Source organism: Bacillus sp. FAU20, from assembly GCF_056033865.1.
The window spans coordinates 138,586-160,206 of the sequence record NZ_JBVYHY010000021.1; the positions used below are offsets into that span (position 1 = coordinate 138,586).

Below are 21,621 nucleotides of genomic sequence, written 5' to 3' on the forward strand. Positions count from 1 at the left end.
AATATAGCTAGTTTTTTATAAATTTTTTGATATAATTACATACGGGAAAAGGGAAGAATTTTGTCTTCCCTTGTGTTTTTATTTGCATCTAGTACTTTTGCTAGATGCCTTTTTTTATGCTAAAAAAGGTATCCTCAAATACTTTGAGGATACCTTTTCACATTTATTATCTCTGCTGTTTTCTACCTAATACGAGTAATCCAAAACTCATCATTACAAGAAGTGCTCCCATATATGGTTCCACAGGCATTTTCTGCCCTGTCTTCGGTAATTCTTTTTCAGTTTTTTCTGGATTTTGTGTTCCAGGTTTCTCTGGATCTGGTGTTCCAGGATTTTCTGAATTCGGGGTTCCAGGTTTCTCTGAATTTGGGGTTCCAGGATTTTCTGGATTCGGTGTTCCAGGATTTTCTGGATTCGGTGTTCCAGGATTTTCTGGATTCGGTGTTCCAGGATTTTCTGGATCTGGTGTTCCAGGATTTTCTGGATCTGGTATTCCAGGATTTTCTGGATCCGGTGTTCCAGGATTTTCTGGATCTGGTGTTTCTGGACCTGGTGGTGCTAAATGATTCAATTTGTTTAATACTTCTAATTGAACTGCATTTATCATTCCATTTGTAATTTCAAATGGAATTGGATTAGTTAATTTTTCATATCCTTTTGGTGCTTCTACTTCTACTAGTGTGTAGTTACCTACAGATAGATCTGCGATTTTTGCCTTTCCATCTTTATCTGTTGTTACTTTCACTACTACTTTTCCCTTTTCATCATGAACTTCAAACACAGCTCCTGATAAGACTTCCTTGCTTTCAGCAGCCATTTTTGTAATCTCCACTGAACCTTTGTCTAACTGTTCATTCTCTACTTTCAATGATAAGACTTTCGTCATACCATTTTTGATTTCGAATGATACTGGCTTTTCTAGTGGTTTGTAGCCTGCTGGTGTTTCTACTTCTACTAACTCATACTTTCCAATAGATAAATCTGAAACGTCTGCTTTTCCTTCTTTATCCGTTGTTACTTTCGCAACTACTTTGCCTTTTGAGTCACGTACTTCAAATACAACATTTTCTAATGGTGCTTTACTGTCTTTATCTATTTTTGTGATTTCTACATTCCCCGTATCTACCATTTCATTTTCTACAGTGAACGCTAAAGATTTTGTCATACCTTTTGTAATTTCAAATAGTACAGGCTTTTCTAATTTTTTGTAGCCTGGTAAACTCTCTACTTCTACTAGCTTGTACTTTCCTACTGATAAATCTGCAACTATTGCTTTTCCAGCTTTATCTGTCGTTACTTTCGTTACTACTTTGCCTTTGTAGTCTTGTACTTCAAAGACTACACCTGCTAACGGTGCCTTATTATCTTTATCTATTTTTGTAATTTCTACATTTCCCGTATCTACCATTTCATTTTCTATTTTTAATGATAGAACTTCTGTCATACCCTTTTTAATTTCAAACGATACTGGTTCTGTTAATTGTTTGTAGCCTGGTAAGCTTTCTTTCTCTACTAATTTGTACTTTCCTACTGATAAATCTGAAATTGTTGCTTTACCATTTTTATCTGTTTTTACTTCCGTTACTACTTTACCTTGTTCGTCCTGTACTTCGAAAACTACGCCTTCTAATACTTTTTGACTATCTTTATCTACTTTTGTAATTTCTACTGAACCTTTGTCTAACTGTTCATTCTCTACTTTTAATGATAGAACTTCTGTCATACCCTTTTTAATTTCGAATGATACTGGTTCTGTTAATTGTTTGTAGCCTGGTAAGCTTTCTTTCTCTACTAATTTGTACTTTCCTACAGATAAGTCTGAGATTTTTGCTTTACCATTTTTATCTGTTTTTACTTCCGTTACTACTTTGCCTTGTTCGTCTTGTACTTCGAAGACTACGCCTTCTAATACTTTTTGAGTATCTTTATCTACTTTTGTGATTTCTACTGATCCTTTGTCTACTAGTTCATTCTCTACTTTTAGTGATAAGACTTCTGTCATACCTTTTTTGATTTCGAATGATACTGGTTTCGCTAGTTTTTTATATCCTGGTAAGCTTTCTACCTCTACTAGCTTATATTTTCCTACTGATAAATCTGAAATTGTTGTTTTTCCTTCTTTATCTGTTGTTACTTTCGTTACTACTTTATCTTTTTCATCTTGCACTTCGAATGTTACGCCCGCTAATACTGCGCCACTTTCTTTGTCCACTTTTGTAATCTCTACTGAACCTTTGTCTAACTGTTCGTTCTCTACTTTCAATGATAAAACTTTCGTCATACCTTTTTTTATTTCAAACGATACTGGTTCTGTTAATTTTTTGTAGCCTGGTAAGCTTTCTTTTTCTACTAATTTATACTTTCCTACTGATAAATCTGAAATTGTTGCTTTTCCTTCTTTATCTGTCGTTACTTCTGTTACTACTTTGCCTTGTTCGTCTTGTACTTCGAAGACTACACCTGCTAATACTTTTTGACTATCTTTATCTACTTTTGTGATTTCTACATTTCCCTTGTCTAACATTTCATTTTCTACTGTTAAAGCAAGAGATTTTGTCATGCCTTTTTCAATTTGGAAAGTAATCGGATCTACTAATTGTTTATATCCTTTTGGTGCTTTTACTTCTACTAACTTGTATGTGCCAACTGATAAATTAGTAGCTTGTGCTTGTCCTTTTTTATCTGTCGTTATTTTAGCGACTACTTGTCCTGCTTCATCTTGAATTTCAAAGACTGCATCAGCTAAAGCATCTTTCGTTTCTTTGTCTACTTTTGTAATTTCTACATTTCCTGTATCCACTAATTCATTTTCTACTGTTAGCTTTAGCGCTGTTACTCTACCCTTTTCAATTTCGAATGAAATTGGCTTTTCTAGTGGTTTGTATCCTGCCGGTGTTTCTACTTCTACCAACTCATACTTCCCGATAGATAAATCTGAAACGTTTGCTTTTCCTTCTTTATCCGTTTTTACTTTCGCAACTACTTTTCCTTTTAAATCACGTACTTCAAATACAACATTTTCTAATGGAGCTTTACTATCTTTATCTATTTTTGTTATCTCTACATTCCCTGTATCCACCATTTCATTTTCTACTTTTAATGATAGGACTTCGGTCATGCCTTTTTTTATTTCAAATGATATTGGTTTTTCTAACTTTTTATAACCAGGTAAACTTTCTACCTCTACTAATTCATACTTTCCTACAGGTAAATCTGAAACATTTGCTTTTCCATCTTTATCTGTCGTTACTTTTGTAACTTCATTACCCTTTTCATCTTGGACGATGAATGTTACTCCCGCTAACGGTGCTTTATTATCTTTATCTATCTTTGTAATTTCTATATTCCCCGTATCTACCATTTCATTTTCTATTTTTAATGATAGAACTTCGGTCATGCCTTTTTTTATTTCAAATGATACTGGATCTGTTAGTTTCTTATAGCCTGGTAAACTTTCTTTCTCTACTAATTTGTACTTTCCTACTGATAGATCTGAGATTTTTGCTTTACCATCTTTATCTGTTTTTACTTCCTTTACTACTGTTCCAGCTTCATCTTGCACTTCAAAGACTACGCCTTTTAATACTTTTTTGCTGTCTTTATCTACTTTTGTAATTTCTACTGAACCTTTATCTAACTGTTCATTTTCTACTTTCAACAATAGGACCGTTGTCATACCTTTTGTAATTTCGAATGATACTGAATCTGTTAGCTTTTTGTAGCCTGGTAAACTTTTCGTCTCTACTAATTTGTACTTCCCTACTGATAAATCAGAGATTTTTGCTTTACCATCTTTATCTGTTTTTACTTCTGTTACTACTTTGCCTTGCTCATCTTGCACTTCGAAGACTACGCCTTCTAATACTTTTTGACTATCTTTATCTATTTTTGTAATTTCTACTGAGCCTTTGTCTAACTGCTCATTTTCTACTTTTATTGCTAAAGCTTTTGTCATACCTTTTTTTATTTCAAATGGTACTGGTTCTGTTAGCTTTTTATAACCCGGTAAGCTTTTCGTCTCTACTAATTTGTACTTTCCTACTGATAAATCTGAAACGTTTGCTTTTCCATCTTTATCTGTTACTACTTTTCTTACTACTCCATCTTTCTCATCTTGGACTTCAAATTCGACACTCGCTAATACTGCCCCGTTTTCTTTGTCCACTTTTGTAATTTCTATATTACCTTTGTCTATCATTGAATTTTCCACTTGTATTGGAAATATGCCGTCCCCTGTTACATTTACTTCGAACTCTATTTCTTTTAATTGGTAGCCTTCAGGCGCTTTCGTTTCTTTTAAAATATATTTTCCTAGTGCTAACGGTTTAGAAGTTGCCTTACCATCTTTATCTGTAACAATATGTTCGACTACTACACCGTCTTTTACTATATCAAACTCTGCATTTGCTAATGGTTTTTCACCATTTTCCGAATCAATTTTCTTTACTTCAATTTGACCCTTTTGCATAGTATTTTTAATTTCAATTGTTTTTGTTTCTCCAGCTTGAAGTGTAACCTCTACTGGGCTTGTTAATTTTTGATATCCTTCTGGTGCTACTGTTTCATAAACTTTATACGTCCCAGGAGCTAAAGTTTGAGGTACTGAAAAACCTTTTTCGTCCGTTTTCAGTTTTGCAACAACTTCATTTGCACTATTTCGAACTTCAAATTCGGCACCTTTTAACCCTTTGTTCGGATTCTCAGAATCTATTTTATGAATCGATACTGTACCATCTTTTGGAGCTTCAGGCGGCGTAATAGTTACTTCTTTTGATGTTAATGTTTTATCATCAAAATGTAATTCCGCTTTATTAGGAATCTTCTTATCTACGTAAGAAGATAAGTCTGCATCATTTTTAATTTTCGCCTTGATACTGAGATTAATTATCTGGTCTTCATATGACTTATAGTCAAAATTCTCACCAAACGTAAATGTTACTTCACTTCTTTGTTTATCTATATTTAACGTTCCTTTAGATGTAATATCTTGGCCATTTTGATCATACACTTTTGCCTCTAATACTTCTAAAACATCTTCTAAATCATCACTAATTACCATTGATGTGTATTTAAGAGGATCTTTTGGTATATGTGTACCAACTTGGTATTGAATAACTTGATCCATTTGTGTTAGCTGCTCATTCTCTACAAGCTTGCCATTCTCATCAACTATATTTTTTTCAATACTAGGTGGATTATCGTCACCTGAACCGGATCCTCCCCCACCACTTACAAATACTTGTCCTACTTTTTCTTCAGTTACAATATTTTTACCTTCTAATTTCACAGTATTTTTATGAGGCTTTGCAGCAGGATTTGTAACCTTTGTTTTATATCTTAAAATATAGCCTTTTGAACTGTCTGGAAATTTAATTGTAAATCCAGTCTTTGTTGCATTAATTTTAATGTTAGATAAATCTGCTGGCTTAATATTTGTTGGTGCATAACCATCTTCAAATACAGCCTCTTCTAATACTACGCTGTCTGTAATTAACTCATGCCCAGGTCCTAATGTATCTGTTAATTTAAGATCTTGCATTTCTGTTCCAGTTGCATTTACATATACAAGCCAATCAGCAATTGAAGGATCTTCTTGATTATAAGAACCCCATTTCAATAAATTTTCCGTATTGGGCTGTGGCTTCGGTCTCTCTGTCGTATTATTTACACTTACTTCTTTATTGATGATTTGACCATCAACGTTAAATTCTAATGGAATTTCTTTAACACCATCATATGCTTCTAGACCAAAGTAGAATTCTACGAATAAAGAACCTTTAATGTTATTCTTTCCTTCTACGTAATCACCCATAGTACATGTTAATAAACCCTTTTTCATCTCACATGTACCAACTGTTTTTCCTTCAGCATCTTTTAAGGGAAAACTCATATTCATAAGGTCTTTTCGAAACTCTTTTGGCATATCAATTGTGAACTGATCTCCACTTTTTATTTTTTCTTTAGCTGACCACTTCACTTCTACTTTCATTCCATCTGAGGCTTGATACGGTTCAGATGTCGTGCCATCAGTACGGGAAATATTAATTTCGTCCACTGGACTTTTCATCACAGCAGCTTGAATAACTGGAGCCCATACATTCAGCACTGAAAATAATACTAGAAAAACTAATGAAACCATTGAAATGTGCCTTTTAGTACCTTTCATTTGCATAGTTCCCTCCTAAATTTTTATATTTATATAACAAAAAAAGATCGTCCGGTTGCATCAAAAATGTGCAACCAGACGATCTTAGTAACCAATATGTATTACCGTAGACTCTAAGCTTTGCGGCCTATCCTTTCGAATAGTGTGCTAAAAATATCTTTTATTCTTTTTTTGTTTCATTTTCCTCTTAAACCAAATATTACTATACCGTCTGGACGGTTATAATTCAATACTCTATAAAATTGTTCTATTTTTCTAATAAAAAAAACAATTCACCACTACATTAAAGAAGCAATGGTGAATTATTTTAAAATTATATAGTTCGTATATTCTATTTATATGAATTACTAATAAGAGCTTGAATCACTTTTTCTCTTAACTCTGGCCTTAGTCTTCCAACCCCTAAATATTCCGAATACCATAATCCATCTGCTGCTAATCTAATAATTGTTGCACACACTGAATCTATCTCATCATTTTCTATATTCTTTTGCAGTTGCTGAAATGATTGTTGTAACGGCTCAAGTAATTCAGGTTTTAACATGAGTGCTGCCATCATACTGCTAGACAACTCTTCTGTTCTTCTCTCATTACTTAATCTTTCCTCTACAAAAGAGCGAACCCATCTCCCTTTCCTCTCTGAGTCTTCCGCTACTTTATTGTAAATGGCCCCTTCATAATCCTCTACCCCTCTGACTATCATACCTTCTATTAAAGCTTCTTTATTTGAAAAGTGATACAATAATCCACCTTTACTTAAACCCGCCTCTTTTGCCACTGCTTCTAAGGTTAATTTAGCAACCCCTTTACATTGTACAATTTGAGAAGCAGCTGCTAAAATCTTTTGCCGCGTTATGCTTATACTCATTCCTTTTTAAAACCCCATTTCTACTAAATTTATATAAATACGAATCTTATTTTTAATATTGTTGATTACTACTAAGTATTTTCTTTATACAACAAAAGCTGCATTACCTTTGAATTTTTAGTTACTTATTCTATTAAAAATTTCCATATCATTCAATATGATAACATTAAATACACAAAGTTGACTATACATCTATACTTTTGTATTTATTGAAAATATATCCATTAATAAAATTTACCGATTTAGTCCTTCTTATTACTTTAAGACGGCAGTAATTCTTTCAGCACTAAATAAAAAATGTTATTACCCCCATTGAATTGAGTAATAACATTTTACTTAACAAATTCGCTGCCAACTAGCATCCTTCACTAGTCGGTTTTCTAACTGATCCAATAAAACATTCCTCGCAAGCACCATATGCAATAAAATTTTTCTGTGCTTGCCTTAACGAGACTTCATTTGCCCCACCTTCATAGTCATGATTTTCAAATTGAACCGGATCATCTTCCCAATAACATATATTACAAATTTCATATGTACCTGGTGGTTCTTCTTCTAATGTTTTACCCCGCATTAACGGGCAGTAAAACTCCCACCTCAAAATTCAGCTAGAACAAAGGAGTTAGGCGGGGGCGGGCTGCCCATAAATGCCCGATTGGTGAGAACTAATAATTAGTAGGGAATGAACAAAATCCCCACTGATTAAAGTTTCACTTTATATCCGCAACATAGATAAGTATATTTCATTTCTGTTACTCCTTTTATTTTTCCTAAAAAGAATTATACCTATTTATTAGACGAATTCCTCAAAAAAGAAAACCACCTATCCCCTAAAGAATATAGGGAACAGGTGGTTTATATGTTTTATTAGAAAGTAGTGCTCACTTTTTTATAATATTCTTTTGAAATCTCTTCATAAAATGCTGCCGATGTCGAGTAGAAATAAGGTACTAACCATAAGAAACCAATTCCTACAGTAAGAATACTTAAAATGAACCACCCTAAGAAACTTAAGCATAGTAAAAAGTAATCCATTTTATGTCCATTCATCATATGACGACTCTCAGTAATCGCTTGATTCGCTGTATATTCCGGATGATCATTCAAAATAAAATATGTCATAGAATAAGAAAATGATTTAATAATACCTGGGATAATAAGAAGTAATGTCCATAGAGTCAAGTATACATACATTAGTAAATATGTTAAAAACGACTTCATCAACTTACTTCCATCGCTAAACCATCTAAATATATGACCAATGCTAGCATCAGTCCCACGAATTGCATTTAAAACAAGATAATAGGCACCTATTGTTAATGGACCTATAACAAGCATTACAATAATACTTACTGTAAATGAATCACTTGCTTCTTCCCAACCCCAAAATATCGAGAAAATACCTGTTGTTAGCATTTCAACAACGCCAATAAGGATTCCAATTAATAAGGTTGCCCCTACCGCTAATCCCCATCTTCCTTTTAATGCATCAAGTGCTTCTCTTTTCAACTGACTTATCATATATAACCTCCTAATACTATTTCCATTTTATTATACCATTTATATCAAAAATCCCACATATTTTCCTAAAACAGAAGCATATTACCTTTTTTCATACGTATTGGTACATGTGTGCTGTAGTTGTACTGATATATGGATTAAACCACTCTTTTCCCTATAACCAGAGAAAGCTTGCCCTTCATAATAGGCAAGCTCTCTCTGGTTATTTCTCATTTATTTTCTTCTTATACCAATCCTGCATTCTCTCCGCATCTTCTAATCTCGTATGCTCTATTTTGTAACTAGATGATGCACTCGAAAACTTATACGTACATAAATCCGCACGGCGCTGGAAATATGATTGTGTCTTCTCCATTGATTGGACGTGTCTTCTTCTAATAAGTCCTGTATATTTTCCGACGCTACGATAGACAAGTGTAATTTGTTCTCCGTTAACACTGTAACCATTTGTTTTAAATGTTGCGTAGCCAAGTGTAAAGATAAGGATTGCGAGCGGTAGTAATGCCCACATGATGTAATACTTTTCAAAGTATATGCTTATTCCAGTAAGCGGGATTGCGAGCATAGCGAAAAAGATTAAACTATCAATGAGATAGCGGCGTAATGCTGCTTTTGGTAATGAAATAATATTTGTATCCAGTTCGTATGGTAGTTGTAAATGCGCCAGTAACTGTTGTACTCGATCTTTTCGAATGATTGGATGCAGTGTAACTTTTTCTTTTTCATCATCCGTTCCCTTACTTTGAATCACTTCTACTTGCACAGCACAATAGCCGAATGGCTGACGTAAAATACTTTCTTTTATGGTAATACCTTGAATACGGTGCAATTTTAGTACGAGTTCTTTTTTCTCAAGTAATCCTTGCGAAATGCGGACTTCATCATTTCTTCGATTCACTGTGAAATCTCCATGTTTTAGCGCATAACCGATTGTAGATATAATCCACGAAAGGACGAGCAAAATAGCTACCATGAAAATCCAGCCATATATATCATACTCCATTACATATGACTTTACGCTATTCTCTATCCATTTCGGAATGTACTCCTGTACTTGGTGATACACGAAAAAGATTAACGAGAATAATAGTCCAAACTGCCCCGATGTAACAGAGGCTAGTAAAATTTCTTTCCAAGTCAATTTATATTCTGTCGTTTGTTTTTCTTCTGTAACGATTTCTTTTTCTACTTCATGTTCCGTTTTTTCGCCTAGCGTTCCTTCTGCTTTCACTTCTGGAGTTGGCTCATTTAGCAAAGCAATAAGCTCAGTTGCCTCTTCTACTGTAATACCGGCTAAGCTAACCTCCGCATCATCGCCCCCACCAGCTGTTTCAATTTGGATTTTCTTTAAGCCAAGCATTTGATATAACACGTTAGAGCTTGTATTGATTGTTTGAACACGTTCTTTATTTAAGTAGCTCTCCTTTTTCACAAAGAGACCTTGCTTCACATGTAATACGTTATTTTCAACCCAGTATGTTGTGTAATACCATTTTTCAAACGCTGAAAAGACAGTGAGTAAACCAAATGCAGCGGGAATTAAGTACCAAAACGGGAATTTTCCATTTAAGCTAAACATGAAAATAAAGAGTGGTATAAAATCTCTTATTTTTAATTCCAATAACATCGTGATTGGATGCTGCCTCTTATACATCCTCATCACTCACTTTCGCTAATTCTGCGATTTTTGTTTTCAACATTTCTGCTTCATACATCGTTAAGCCTGGGATGCTGTGAGAAGTTGCCGCTGTAGAAATATGTAATTCTGCTAAGTCATATTTTCTCATAATCGGTCCTTGTTCAATTGTCACGTGCTGCACACGAATCATCGGTACTAATACGCGCTTTACGACGAAAAGACCGTGCTGAATTTCAAGCTCTTCTTCATTTAATTGATAACTGTAATAACGTTGACGTAGTTTCGGGAATAAGAAGTACGAAAATGGTGCGAACACAACTGTTAGCCCAATCATCACATACAAAATCCATGCCCACCAATCAAACTTTATCATGAGGAAAAGGTAAGCTAAAATGACGAGAATACCGATCCCTTCTTCAATTACAGCACGAACTTTCCACACCTTGACCATGTCAGGGTGAATTTCATTTTTCAATGGCTCCATGTAACCACTCCAAATCTAGTAATCTAATATATGAATACTCTTAATCTATATTTTACGTAACTTTACAGAAAATTGAAATTCAATCTTCTTTCTTCTCAGGAATAAAATATCCGAACCAAAGTAGCCAAATGAAACCGATTAACTTCATCCAATTTCCATCCGCTTGAAAAGCTTCAATCATACCTGGTATTTTATAAACCCCAATAAATCCAAGAAAACCGAGCCACCAGTTTTTTTGCATTTTCATTTTTACTCCTCCTTCATTACGTTTTTCACATTTCGAATCCAAATTTCTTTATACTTTAACTGGAATCCCATGAGCATATAGTTGCTCATATTATCGATCACGAGTGCTAGCGTATGAGCATTTTCTTCCGTTTCATGTTGTAACACAACGCCCAGTCTCGCGCCTTTCTTCAATAAATCGTGGAAACCATGTAAGAAATCCTCTTGTATTTCAAATAAACGTTTCTGGTACTTTTCATTTCGCGATGCAGTTACGATAAATTCATTGATAACGCGTAGTATTCCTTCTTGCCCTTCATACTCAGAGAGCATATGTAAACCATCTGTGATTAGCTTTTCTGCAAAGTTTTCTTTCGTATACTGCTCTTCATCGAAGTAATTTGCGAAATGATAATCAGAAAAAATCTCTTCAAATAAAAAATCAACTAACGCTTCTTTAGAAGAAAAATGATAGTAAATAGCCGGTTTTGAAATACCTACCTCTTTCGCAATCATGGAAAGACTCATCTTCTCAATGCCGTGTTCTGCCATAAGTTTAAATGATGCCTCTACAATGTTCTGCGATGTTTGTAAATTCTTCGTCATACTGTACCTCACTTATTTTTACTTACCGGTCGGTAAGTAAATTATAAAACAAAACGAAATGATTTTCAATTTAATTAGTACTACATAAGGTATTTATAGGAAAATACCGAAAATTATAAAGTAAAAGCAATATATAACAATAAAGAGGATATCGTATGGGACTTGGTGGTAATGGGGTAGTGGGGGTAATGGCGGCGGTGAAGCGGGACAAGCTGGTAAGAGCGGATTTTCATTAATCATTGTACTTTTTATCGTATTGATTATAGTTGGAGTTAACTATATCGGACTTGGCTTCTAAGAAAAGGCGTCCCACATTACACATGTAGGACGCCTTCTTTTTAATCCCTATTCAGCAATCGCATACGATAACAATTCATCGTCACTTCTCCAAGTCTTTGCAGCAATTGATAGTTCGCATATGCGCCGACTGGGGCACCGATTACTGGTACGAGCTGAAGCATTTTCGCTAAATCAATATAGTCTCGGTACTCTGTTTGGAACTTTTCCCAGTCCATATGATTTTCTTTTTCTGTATCCCACGTTTCAATTGCTTTCCATATTTCTTTTCTATGATCATCACTTGAAAAGGCGAGTTGGAAAACGTGAAGGATAAAAAGACGTTCTTCTTGTTTACTCGTATCAAATCCGTACAACGTTGCTGCATCGAATAAAAATTTAATTTTAATTGTAAGTAAAAGCGGAAAGTCAGCAAGACCGAGGAGAATACCGCCAGCCCCCGTCCCTGCTCCTTCTGCCGCTGCTATTTTTTTGTACTCATCCATTTTTTTACGCACTTCATCGTCACGTCTTTGCAGTGACCATGTCGTCTCTTTTAGCTTCGGCTTTATAAAGTTTGACCCGGCGCTGATCGTTTGCACCATCATACGAATCGTCTCTGTTAGTACCTTTTGTACTTTCGCCGGAATGAGCTGTTGCACTTTCGTCTGCACTTTTTTGGAGAACCGTGTCATCATAGAAGAATCTTTCATGAATGTAGCTTTCCACTGCTCCAATTCTTTTATAACCTTCTCTTCGTATGTAATCATAGGTTCATTCCTTTCAATTTAAACGCTCAATGCGCTTCGCCCCGTATTGGTAAACGAAACCGATACTAAATAATATGCTTAGGATAAGTAAAATTCCTGTCATCATGAAATCTTTCGTTGCTAGTGCAAATATAACTGTAAAGATTACGCTCCCGATGATTAGAATCGCATTTAATAAAGTAAGAAAATCTTTCTTCTTTTCATCTACCTTTACTGGATACAAATCAAGCCAAATTTTCATACGGTGATGTTTCCATAAAGTTAATAGCTGATAACCGATTAAGTATAGGAAAATAAAACTTACGATAAATCGCCCGTATAAAAATGGAATGAAGTACAAAATAACTCCTCCAAGAGCGAGCAGACGCACATATAATCCAAAATAGTTACCTGATCTTAAAAACGTTCTCGTATATAAGTATAAATATGTACGCTTTTCGCCGATTATCGAAAGAATGAAATCAAGCCATTTTCGGCGAGATACTCTTTCTTTTAATGCTGGTACATCAACGAACATATTCGCAATGCGGTACAGCAACATCATCTTCTTACCTTCTTCAGAAATTAAATACTCCCAGTTTAGCGGCTTTCCCTTTACCATTTGATGCATGATAGCAAGGTATAACACCATGAGAAGGACGATTCCACCAATGAAAAGAACTGAAGTACGTTCTACAAGGAAATATACAAATAAACCGTTTAGGATAAAACGAACAAACCAATCAGCCCTTTGTATATTTTGATCTGTTAAAAATGACTTTTCCCACGCTACAAATAAATTCCACGCTTTTACAATGACAAATGCGAGTACGATCCATATGTAGCCAGCTCCTGTTTGCTTCATTTGTTGGAAGTATAACGGAGCAAGCGCAGCTGCTACGATTGCGATTATGTATAACTGAATCATAAATGTAAAAAGAAATGCCTTTGTGAAGTAAGGTTTTAACTTTTCTTCAACTGGCAGTAAGTAAACGAGATCCGCTTCTTTTAATAATGTTTGAATGGATCCAGCCGTTAACACGAGTCCAATTAATACTGCCATTACGAGCGCAGTTGGAAACGAAGTTGTTAACGTTTGTAACCATTGCTGGTAATAATACGCTCCCGCACCGATGATGAACACGAAAATAAATTTCAAATGATCATTAAATACGTATTTACTATATGTACGAACTTCTTTTAGAAAGTGACGAAATCGTTCTTTCCATAACGCTGTGCTATTCATAATCTTCTTCCTTTGTTAGCGCGATGTAAATATCATCTAACGTTGCACCTGGCATATGAAACTGTGATTGCAGTTCAGATAACGTTCCCTTCGCCCTTACTTCACCTTGATGCAAAATAATGAACGAATCACAGTAACGCTCTGCCGTCGCTAAAATATGTGTGCTCATTAAAATACCCGCGCCACTCTTTTTCATTTGGTCCATCATTTGAAGAAGCGATTGAATCGCTAACGGATCTAATCCAACGAAAGGTTCGTCTACTATGTAAAGAGATGGCTCCACTAAAAATGCGCTCATAATCATTACTTTTTGTTTCATCCCTTTTGAGAAATGAGATGGAAACCATTTTAAACGATTTTTCATACGAAACTCTTGTAGTAGTTGTCCTACACGTTCTTCATATTGTTTTTCATCAACACCATACGCCATAGCTGTTAATTTCAAATGCTCTTCTAACGTTAATTCATCATATAATACCGGCGTTTCTGGAATGAATGAAAAGCTGGAACGGTACGCTGTCATATCATCACGAATTGTTTTCCCATTAATTGTGACAGTTCCTTTTTTCGGTTCCATTAAACCGATAATATGTTTAATCGTCGTACTTTTACCAGCTCCATTTAAACCGATTAAGCCGACAAGTTCGCCTTTATTAACAGAGAACGAAACGTCTTTTAATACAGGGCGTTTCGTATATCCTCCTGTAACATTTTCTACACGCAATAACTCGCTCATACGACACCACTTTCTTCATTAGTATTCATTCTATATTCATCTTACCAAAAATTATGCCGTACTACATAGTATCCATGTACTCAAAAAAATTTTTAAAATTTATTAGCATATATTTTTCCGAAAGCGGACATCATAATTATTGAGGAAGGAACACATTGAAAAAGCAACCACCAATTGATGAGTACAACAACATAGTGAAGTCATCATGAAATGGGGTGTCCAAGTTGGACAATGAAATTTACACATAACCAGATTATTTGTTTCATTTTCGAAACGGGGTGTCTCTGAAAGAGCATATACTGTTTTAAAAAATAAACAATTTCATTTTAAAAAAGATTGCAATTCATTTCACTTGAAAATGGGGTGTCTACGGCAGAAACTTTAGCCGATTTACCGTGCATTTCTTAAATAAATGAGGTGTCTGCGAAACGTAAATTACGATAATGCTTTTTCAATCCCTCTTCAGAAAACAGGAAGCTGAGTCAGCTTCCTGTTTTTCGTGTTTGTTCTCTTATGTAATTATGGTAAAATACGGCTAAGGATATTTGAAAGGATGAGATCAATGAATCATACAGCAGACAATTGTATTTTTTGTAAAATCATTGACGGGCAAATCCCTTGCTCAAAAGTATACGAAGATGAACATGTGCTTGCATTTTTAGATATTAGTCAAGTAACAAAAGGACATACTCTTGTTATTCCGAAAGTTCACAAACAAGACATTTTTGCGTTAACGCCAGAAATCGCATCACACATTTTTTCTGTCGTTCCAAAAATCGCAAATGCGATTAAAGCAGAGTTTAATCCAGTTGGCTTTAACCTACTTAACAATAACGGTGAAAAAGCTGGACAAACTGTGTTCCACTTCCACCTTCATTTAATTCCACGCTACGGTGAAAAAGATGGTTTCGGTGCTGTTTGGAAATCACATCAAAATGAATACACTATGGAAAATTTACAAAACATCGCAAGTACAATTGCAAATAGTGTGAAATAATGACACTATAAGAAGGCGTAATACATAACAAGCCACTTCCCTGAAGTCATCAAATTCCGCATGGCTTGTTTCTTCACTTAAAATGCTCAGGGATGATTGTTTGTGCATAGCACAGATAAGAAAGATATGCATATTTTTTCCATCATGAATACGAACAAAAAATAAGGAGGTCTCCTTTTATGTCAAAAGCTAAATCCTTTATTACAGGTGTTATTTGCGGCGGAGCAGTTGCTGGACTAGCTGTTCTTTTCTCAACTCCTTCTTCTGGTAAAGACATGCGCGGCAAGTTAAAAGAAAAAGGAAATGATATTAAAAAGACTTTAGCTGATATTACAGCTGATACGAAATTATTAAAACGTCAAATCGTTGAAACTGCTTCAGAAGGTAAAGAAGTGTTTCAAGAATTAAAAGACGATATGCACGATACACTTTCTAACTGGAAGCAAGATATTTCTCAAAACAAGCGCCATATTGAGAAAGAAATTTTGGACATCCAAAAGTCAATTGAGAAACTACAAGAAGCTGTTCCAGAAAAAGCGTAAACAAATTCCTGCTTAGTTTTTTGCATATAACAAATATTTTTTATATAAATTGACCTTGACACGGCATATCGTATAGATATGCCGTGTTTTTATGCATTTACAATATATGTTATCACTTAACATGTAAGGACAACGTATGTATTCACGACTCATAAAACGCTTCCATAGTTATGCATGATTTGTATAGAATGTCATTTTTCCGAAAAATTTTCACAATTCTCACAAAAAGACTTTATTAATTTTTATTTTACTGGCATAATAGATAGTAATGAAAAAAGAATGTTAAAGTGGGTGAGTAAATGAAAAGTGGAGAAAAAGATTACTCGGTAAAAGAAGCGATGATTTTCAGCCAACGCATTGCTCAATTATCGAAAGCGTTATGGAAATGTGTAGAGAAAGATTGGCAGCAGTGGATTAAACCTTACGATTTAAATATTAATGAACATCATATTTTAACAATCGCTTATCATTTAAAAGGGGCTTCTATTTCTGAGATTGCTAAGTTTGGAGTTATGCACGTATCAACAGCGTTTAACTTCTCGAAAAAGCTGGAAGAACGCGGCTATCTTGTATTCTCAAAAAAGGAAGATGATAAACGAAATACGTACATTGAAATTACAGACAAAGGGGAAGAATTACTACTTCGCTTAATGGAGGAGTATGATCCTGAAAATAATTCAGTGTTTAATGGGGCTCTTGCACTTCGTAATTTTTATGGGAAGTTCCCAGAAAATATCGAACTGATTGCAATCCTGCGTAATATTTACGGACAAGACTTTATCGATATTTTTGAGAAATCATTAGAAGATATTGAAGAGAACTTTACAGAATCCGATCAAAAGTTAGTTAAGAAATAATCTATTTATTTTTTCGCAATCATGCTTAAGAATTCATTCATAAGCGGCTTAAATAAACCTTGTTTTGCTAGCGCTTCCGCAGTTTCGTGTACTTCGAGCTGATGTGGAAGCGCTTTTTCAAATTGATCTAACAGCGCATCGAACAAAAGAAGCCCTTCTGCTTTCTCCACTACATATTGCTCGTTCAGTTTTTCACAAAGATTTAGTATACGTTCAATATCTTTTTTACGAGCTTTTTTCTTTATGATCAAAGAATAAAATGGACACTTCTCTTCATCAATCATTTTAAATAGTAGGTCTACATAGTATTCAGCTTGTTCTAATCTTCTAACAACGTCCATTTTCTCCCTCACTTTCTAACACAAAGTCTTCTATTTCTGAATTTTGTAACACGAACAAAATATCGTGTGATACAATATATGTATATGTATTTTAGCCAAAAGGAGGTCTCGCCTCATGACACTTATAACAGTTGTTTTTGTCGCATTCGCACTTCTTGTTATATTTTACACGAATTTCATGACACATACACTGTGTGAACGAAAACAAATAGCTGCGAGCCGCCAGCCCGGTGTCTTTCGGGTTATTAATGTATGTATAACAATTTTATTAATTTCTAGTTATATAGAAATTATATTTCATGGAAAGTGAGGAAGGAAAGCCCCTTCCTCACTTTTTTCCTCTATAAGCAAATTATACCTACAATAACCAATAAAATAAACAGTACAAGTAATAAAATAAGTTGAGAATTCATCCCCATCCCCTCCTCTATTCTGTATATGCGGCATGCGCCCAATATGGCACACTTTCAAAATCTGACACGTGCTGGTTAATTTTTCTTTATCAATATGAAAACGGTTCGAAATATGATATATTAAATTTTGTACATATTGCTTATACTATAGAACAAAACATTCATCAAAACTTTATCCTCAGCCACGGTAAGCCCTGTTAAGCGCGCTTTACCAATATAAAAAAGCAAAAGTATCAGTGAGACTTAATCGGGCTCTTATGAATCAAAATTCATTGGTGTAGGATAAATTAAAAATACATAATAGTAGGAGTGTTTATTGAATGAAGAAAGCTATGCTTGCCTTAGCCGCAACAAGTGTAATCGCATTATCAGCATGTGGAACATCATCATCAGACAAAATCGTTACATCTAAAGCTGGTGACATTACAAAAGAAGAATTCTACGATCAAATGAAGACACAAGCTGGTAAACAAGTACTAAACAACATGGTTATGGAAAAAGTACTTATTAAAAACTACAAAGTTGAAGACAAAGATGTAGACAAAAAGTTCGATGAAATGAAAAAACAATACGGTGATCAGTTCGATACACTATTAAAACAACAAGGTATTAAAGAAGAAACTATAAAAACTGGTGTGCGTGCTCAATTAGCTCAAGAAAAAGCTATCGAGAAAACAATCACTGATAAAGAACTAAAAGAAAACTACAAGCCTGAAATTAAAGCAAGCCACATCCTTGTAAAAGATGAAGCTACTGCGAAAAAGGTAAAAGAAGAACTTGGACAAGGTAAATCTTTCGAAGAGTTAGCGAAACAATACTCTGAAGATACTGGTTCAAAAGAAAAAGGTGGAGACCTTGGCTACTTTACTGCTGGTAAAATGGTTAAAGAATTCGAAGATGCTGCTTATAAACTGAAAAAAGATGAAGTAAGCGAGCCTGTAAAATCACAATTCGGTTACCACATCATTAAAGTAACAGACATTAAAGAACAAAAACCATTTGATGAAGTAAAAGGCGACATCAAAAAAGATCTAGTTCAGAAGAAAGCACAAGATGCTGCATTCATGAATGATCTTATGATGAAAGAAATCAAAAAAGCTGACGTAAAAGTTGACGATAAAGATTTAAAAGATCTTTTCGAAGAGAAAAAAGCTGACGCTAAGAAAGACGAAAAGAAATAATGCAGTAAAAAGCTTGGGCTTAGGCCCGAGCTTTTTTTATCCCCTCTTCTCCCGGTAGTTATATCTAGATTCGGTAAATGAAATTATATCGGCGATTTTTCAAATATATCGACCGCAACTCCAATTATATCGGCGATTTTCAAAATATATCAGCGCAACTCCAATTATATCAACGATTTTCGAAATATATCGACTTACCGACAAAAAACGACAACAAGCGTGACTCCCTCTTCAAACACAAAAAAACCTTGATCCACGCCACGTAGAACCAAGGTTTATCTTATTATCATTGATTAAATGAAAAAACTATGTTAAATTAGTACAGAAACACGTTTTACAAAATGCAAAGAACGTATTTATCCGTATCTTAATTGTACACCAAAATACATCTTCAGTCAACCTCTATTTTTCACTTTTAAAGGAGTGCTTACCGTATGAACAAAAACCTTGATTTAGAGCAAAAACGATTGGATACCGTAATTGAAACAATTACGGAGCAAATTGATAAACTGGAAAACGAAACTGGCAGACGCCGAGCAGAAGTAATCAATATTCGTAAACACCTTTGGGATGATGTGAAAGTGAACACGGATACTTTCGATGATTATCTTGAAACAGTTATCAACTTAAGACAACAAGCTCAGTCACTAGCTGTCACACAAATTACCCATAAGCACACCTTTAATCGACTTGCCGCATTAAGACGTATGCATAAAGCACCTTATTTCGGACGAATTGATTTCAAAGAAGAAGGAGAATCTGCCGCGGATCAAATTTATATCGGCGTCGCTACACTTACTGATGCAAGCGGAGAAAACTTCCTTATATATGACTGGCGCGCACCTATTTCGAGTGTGTACTATGATTATCCACCAGGACCTGCTGAATATAGTACACCAGGCGGCGTAATCCACGGTAATGTGGAGAAAAAATTACAATACATTATTCAAAATGGCGAGATTGATTCTATGTTCGATACGAGCCTTACAATTGGTGATGAAATCTTGCAACAAGCGCTCGGAAAAGGTACGAACAAACATATGCAAAGCATCGTCGCTACAATTCAGCGCGAGCAAAATGAAATTATCCGTCACGATGAAGGCCGACTTCTTATCGTGCAAGGAGCTGCTGGTAGTGGTAAAACGTCAGCTGCCCTGCAACGAATCGCCTACTTACTATATAAATATCGCGAATGGCTAAAAGCGGATCAAATTATTCTCTTCTCCCCTAACTCTATGTTTAATAGCTACGTTTCTAACGTACTACCTGAACTTGGTGAAGAAAATATGCAGCAAGTTACATTCCAAGAATATTTAAATCATAGACTAAGTAAGTCATTTGAAGTTGAAGATCCTTATGAGCAATTGGAATATATGTTAACTGAAACGAATAGCCCTACCTATAAAACGAGAAATGCGAGCATCCGATTTAAAGCATCCACTCAATTTTTCGAGATGATTAGAGCGTACAGACAATCTCTTGAATCTTCAGGTATGCTATTTAGAGGAATGAAATTTAGAGGAAAACTAATCGTCTCAGCTAAAGAAATTACAGAGCAATTTTATAATACTGACTCCTCCCTCCGCTTCCATAGTCGAATTGAGAAGTTAACGGATTGGCTAAATAAGCAAATAGATGCACTTGAAAAAGCAGAACTGAAAAAGCCTTGGGTAGAAGAAGAAATTGAATTACTTAGTAAAGATGAATACCAAAAGGCTTATAAATATTTACAGAAAAAAGGCGAGTTTGACGACAACTCCTTTCATGATTTTGAAAAAGAAACGAGAGTACTTGGACGTATGATTGTCCGTAAAAAAATGAAGCCACTTCGTAAAGGCGTTCAAACTTTACGTTTCATCAATTTCACAGGCATATATAAACAGCTCTTCACAGATGCATCATGGGTTACTGGGGAAAAACCGAAAGAGTGGGATGACATTTGCTCATTAACAGTAAACATGCTTGATGAAGGAAAGCTATATTACGAGGATGCGACGCCATTTTTACTTTTAAAAGAGTTAATTGAAGGCTTCCAAACGAACAGATCGATTAAACACGTACTCGTAGACGAAGCGCAAGATTACTCGCCGTTTCAGTTCGAGTTTTTAAAACGTCTCTTCCCTGCCGCGAGAATGACAGTACTCGGCGACTTTAACCAAGCGATATTTGCTCATGCGAGTGAAACAGTTAATTTCGATACACTTACAAATTTATACGGTCCAGACGAAACAAACGGCATTAACTTAACTCGTAGCTATCGCTCCACAAAACCGATTATTGAATTCACACGCGCTCTCGTACCGGAAGGCAAGAACATTCACGCCTTTGAACGTGACGGCGAGAAACCCACAGTGACGAAAGTAGCGAATGAGAGCGAACTGCACGAACATATTACTGCCAAAGTTGCTGAACTACAAAAAGAGCAGCACAATACAATCGCAATTATATGTAAATCCGCAGCTGAAAGCGCCGCTGCATATGAAGCACTTAATCATATCGATAATATTAAACTCGTGAAGAGTAACTCAGCCGAGTATGAGCAAGGCATTGTCGTGATCCCTGCTTACTTAGCGAAAGGTATTGAATTTGATGCTGTTATTATTTACGATGCTTCTAAAGATGTGTACAGCGATGAGAGCATTCGTAGATTGTTCTACACTGCTTGCACACGCGCAATGCATGAATTGCAACTTTATAGCGTTGGCGAGGTTAGTCCTTTTATACTTGGGGCTAATTCGGAGAGTTTTGAGCTTATAACGAAAACACCTTGATGA

The 21,621-nt window shown here is 35.2% G+C and carries 17 protein-coding genes, 2 pseudogenes and 1 riboswitch; of the genes and pseudogenes, 7 read left to right on the top strand and 12 right to left on the bottom strand.

Features of this window, described 5'->3' with window-relative positions:
• Positions 1–166 precede the first annotated feature (166 nt).
• The 8 genes and pseudogenes from AC0OM3_RS14485 to AC0OM3_RS14520 all read right to left on the bottom strand — a co-directional run bounded on the left by AC0OM3_RS14485 (position 167) and on the right by AC0OM3_RS14520 (position 11,509).
• Positions 167–6,172: a SpaA isopeptide-forming pilin-related protein gene (locus AC0OM3_RS14485; protein ID WP_474212209.1), complete on the bottom strand. Its 6,006-nt coding sequence runs from the start codon at positions 6,170–6,172 to the stop codon at positions 167–169.
• 60 nt (positions 6,173–6,232) lie between these two features.
• Positions 6,233–6,325, bottom strand: a riboswitch (cyclic di-GMP riboswitch).
• Between the two features lie 172 nt (positions 6,326–6,497).
• Positions 6,498–7,034, bottom strand: a complete 537-nt coding sequence (locus tag AC0OM3_RS14490) for a TetR/AcrR family transcriptional regulator (protein ID WP_000028009.1) — start codon at positions 7,032–7,034, stop codon at positions 6,498–6,500.
• Positions 7,035–7,370: 336 nt separating this feature from the next.
• Positions 7,371–7,608: pseudogene (locus tag AC0OM3_RS14495) on the bottom strand (CPCC family cysteine-rich protein).
• Between the two features lie 293 nt (positions 7,609–7,901).
• The gene (locus tag AC0OM3_RS14500) at positions 7,902–8,555 is read right to left on the bottom strand and encodes a DUF975 family protein (protein ID WP_000625406.1); all 654 of its coding nucleotides are present in this window, start codon (positions 8,553–8,555) and stop codon (positions 7,902–7,904) included.
• A 202-nt stretch (positions 8,556–8,757) separates the two neighbouring features.
• Positions 8,758–10,209 carry a PH domain-containing protein gene (locus AC0OM3_RS14505; protein ID WP_474212592.1) on the bottom strand — a complete coding sequence of 484 codons (1,452 nt, stop codon included), beginning with the start codon at positions 10,207–10,209 and terminating at the stop codon, positions 8,758–8,760.
• Positions 10,202–10,678, bottom strand: coding sequence for a PH domain-containing protein (locus tag AC0OM3_RS14510; protein WP_000433536.1), 477 nt, complete (start codon positions 10,676–10,678; stop codon positions 10,202–10,204). Before AC0OM3_RS14510 ends, AC0OM3_RS14505 begins: the two co-directional genes overlap by 8 nt.
• Positions 10,679–10,757: 79 nt before the next feature.
• Positions 10,758–10,925 carry a hypothetical protein gene (locus AC0OM3_RS14515; RefSeq protein WP_000783813.1) on the bottom strand — a complete coding sequence of 56 codons (168 nt, stop codon included), beginning with the start codon at positions 10,923–10,925 and terminating at the stop codon, positions 10,758–10,760.
• A 2-nt stretch (positions 10,926–10,927) separates the two neighbouring features.
• On the bottom strand, positions 10,928–11,509 hold the full coding sequence (locus tag AC0OM3_RS14520) for a TetR/AcrR family transcriptional regulator (RefSeq protein WP_061883865.1): 582 nt from the start codon (positions 11,507–11,509) through the stop codon (positions 10,928–10,930).
• Positions 11,510–11,664: 155 nt separating this feature from the next.
• On the opposite strand from AC0OM3_RS14520, the pseudogene AC0OM3_RS14525 reads away from it, so the two are divergent.
• A pseudogene (locus tag AC0OM3_RS14525) lies at positions 11,665–11,807 on the top strand (YjcZ family sporulation protein).
• Positions 11,808–11,847: 40 nt separating this feature from the next.
• On the opposite strand, the gene ecsC reads toward AC0OM3_RS14525, so the two are convergent.
• From ecsC to ecsA, 3 genes are read right to left on the bottom strand one after another with little or no spacing between them, the layout of a single operon-like run.
• The gene (gene ecsC, locus AC0OM3_RS14530; RefSeq protein ID WP_000634142.1) at positions 11,848–12,555 is read right to left on the bottom strand and encodes an ecs operon protein EcsC; all 708 of its coding nucleotides are present in this window, start codon (positions 12,553–12,555) and stop codon (positions 11,848–11,850) included.
• A gap of 13 nt (positions 12,556–12,568) precedes the next feature.
• A complete protein-coding gene (gene ecsB, locus AC0OM3_RS14535; RefSeq protein ID WP_001089135.1) occupies positions 12,569–13,780 on the bottom strand; it encodes an ABC transporter permease EcsB in 1,212 nt (403 codons plus the stop codon).
• Entirely contained in the window at positions 13,773–14,516 is a 744-nt protein-coding gene (gene ecsA / locus AC0OM3_RS14540) for an ABC transporter ATP-binding protein EcsA (RefSeq protein ID WP_001292602.1), read from the bottom strand. The genes ecsB and ecsA overlap by 8 nt, the downstream gene beginning before the upstream one ends.
• A gap of 562 nt (positions 14,517–15,078) precedes the next feature.
• Between ecsA and AC0OM3_RS14545 the strand changes: the two genes are divergently transcribed.
• The 3 genes from AC0OM3_RS14545 (at position 15,079) to AC0OM3_RS14555 (ending at position 16,912) form a co-directional block, all read left to right on the top strand.
• Positions 15,079–15,513, top strand: coding sequence for an HIT family protein (locus AC0OM3_RS14545; protein ID WP_001016835.1), 435 nt, complete (start codon positions 15,079–15,081; stop codon positions 15,511–15,513).
• Between the two features lie 179 nt (positions 15,514–15,692).
• Positions 15,693–16,055 carry a YtxH domain-containing protein gene (locus tag AC0OM3_RS14550; protein ID WP_000030300.1) on the top strand — a complete coding sequence of 121 codons (363 nt, stop codon included), beginning with the start codon at positions 15,693–15,695 and terminating at the stop codon, positions 16,053–16,055.
• A gap of 299 nt (positions 16,056–16,354) precedes the next feature.
• Positions 16,355–16,912 carry an HTH-type transcriptional regulator Hpr gene (locus AC0OM3_RS14555; protein ID WP_000834924.1) on the top strand — a complete coding sequence of 186 codons (558 nt, stop codon included), beginning with the start codon at positions 16,355–16,357 and terminating at the stop codon, positions 16,910–16,912.
• A 5-nt stretch (positions 16,913–16,917) separates the two neighbouring features.
• Here the strand turns inward: AC0OM3_RS14555 and AC0OM3_RS14560 are convergent, their stop codons facing one another.
• Positions 16,918–17,253 carry a DUF1878 family protein gene (locus tag AC0OM3_RS14560; RefSeq protein WP_000383655.1) on the bottom strand — a complete coding sequence of 112 codons (336 nt, stop codon included), beginning with the start codon at positions 17,251–17,253 and terminating at the stop codon, positions 16,918–16,920.
• A gap of 115 nt (positions 17,254–17,368) precedes the next feature.
• On the opposite strand from AC0OM3_RS14560, the gene AC0OM3_RS14565 reads away from it, so the two are divergent.
• The 3 genes from AC0OM3_RS14565 (at position 17,369) to helD (ending at position 21,618) form a co-directional block, all read left to right on the top strand.
• Entirely contained in the window at positions 17,369–17,563 is a 195-nt protein-coding gene (locus AC0OM3_RS14565) for a hypothetical protein (protein WP_000172690.1), read from the top strand.
• 423 nt (positions 17,564–17,986) lie between these two features.
• Positions 17,987–18,847, top strand: coding sequence for a peptidylprolyl isomerase PrsA (gene prsA / locus AC0OM3_RS14570; RefSeq protein ID WP_000710057.1), 861 nt, complete (start codon positions 17,987–17,989; stop codon positions 18,845–18,847).
• 434 nt (positions 18,848–19,281) lie between these two features.
• Positions 19,282–21,618 carry an RNA polymerase recycling motor HelD gene (gene helD, locus AC0OM3_RS14575; RefSeq protein WP_474212216.1) on the top strand — a complete coding sequence of 779 codons (2,337 nt, stop codon included), beginning with the start codon at positions 19,282–19,284 and terminating at the stop codon, positions 21,616–21,618.
• Positions 21,619–21,621 lie beyond the last annotated feature (3 nt).

Bases quoted from the DNA above. Each gene is read 5' to 3' on its own strand.
- AC0OM3_RS14500 (WP_000625406.1), bottom strand. From the start codon at position 8,555: ATGATAAGTCAGTTGAAAAGAGAAGCACTTGATGCATTAAAAGGAAGA.
- helD (WP_474212216.1), top strand. From the start codon at position 19,282: ATGAACAAAAACCTTGATTTAGAGCAAAAACGATTGGATACCGTAATT.
- AC0OM3_RS14560 (WP_000383655.1), bottom strand. From the start codon at position 17,253: ATGGACGTTGTTAGAAGATTAGAACAAGCTGAATACTATGTAGACCTA.
- ecsA (WP_001292602.1), bottom strand. From the start codon at position 14,516: ATGAGCGAGTTATTGCGTGTAGAAAATGTTACAGGAGGATATACGAAA.
- ecsC (WP_000634142.1), bottom strand. From the start codon at position 12,555: ATGATTACATACGAAGAGAAGGTTATAAAAGAATTGGAGCAGTGGAAA.
- AC0OM3_RS14510 (WP_000433536.1), bottom strand. From the start codon at position 10,678: ATGGAGCCATTGAAAAATGAAATTCACCCTGACATGGTCAAGGTGTGG.
- AC0OM3_RS14490 (WP_000028009.1), bottom strand. From the start codon at position 7,034: ATGAGTATAAGCATAACGCGGCAAAAGATTTTAGCAGCTGCTTCTCAA.
- AC0OM3_RS14550 (WP_000030300.1), top strand. From the start codon at position 15,693: ATGTCAAAAGCTAAATCCTTTATTACAGGTGTTATTTGCGGCGGAGCA.
- AC0OM3_RS14485 (WP_474212209.1), bottom strand. From the start codon at position 6,172: ATGCAAATGAAAGGTACTAAAAGGCACATTTCAATGGTTTCATTAGTT.
- AC0OM3_RS14565 (WP_000172690.1), top strand. From the start codon at position 17,369: ATGACACTTATAACAGTTGTTTTTGTCGCATTCGCACTTCTTGTTATA.
- AC0OM3_RS14520 (WP_061883865.1), bottom strand. From the start codon at position 11,509: ATGACGAAGAATTTACAAACATCGCAGAACATTGTAGAGGCATCATTT.
- AC0OM3_RS14505 (WP_474212592.1), bottom strand. From the start codon at position 10,209: ATGTATAAGAGGCAGCATCCAATCACGATGTTATTGGAATTAAAAATA.
- AC0OM3_RS14555 (WP_000834924.1), top strand. From the start codon at position 16,355: ATGAAAAGTGGAGAAAAAGATTACTCGGTAAAAGAAGCGATGATTTTC.
- AC0OM3_RS14515 (WP_000783813.1), bottom strand. From the start codon at position 10,925: ATGAAAATGCAAAAAAACTGGTGGCTCGGTTTTCTTGGATTTATTGGG.
- ecsB (WP_001089135.1), bottom strand. From the start codon at position 13,780: ATGAATAGCACAGCGTTATGGAAAGAACGATTTCGTCACTTTCTAAAA.
- AC0OM3_RS14545 (WP_001016835.1), top strand. From the start codon at position 15,079: ATGAATCATACAGCAGACAATTGTATTTTTTGTAAAATCATTGACGGG.
- prsA (WP_000710057.1), top strand. From the start codon at position 17,987: ATGAAGAAAGCTATGCTTGCCTTAGCCGCAACAAGTGTAATCGCATTA.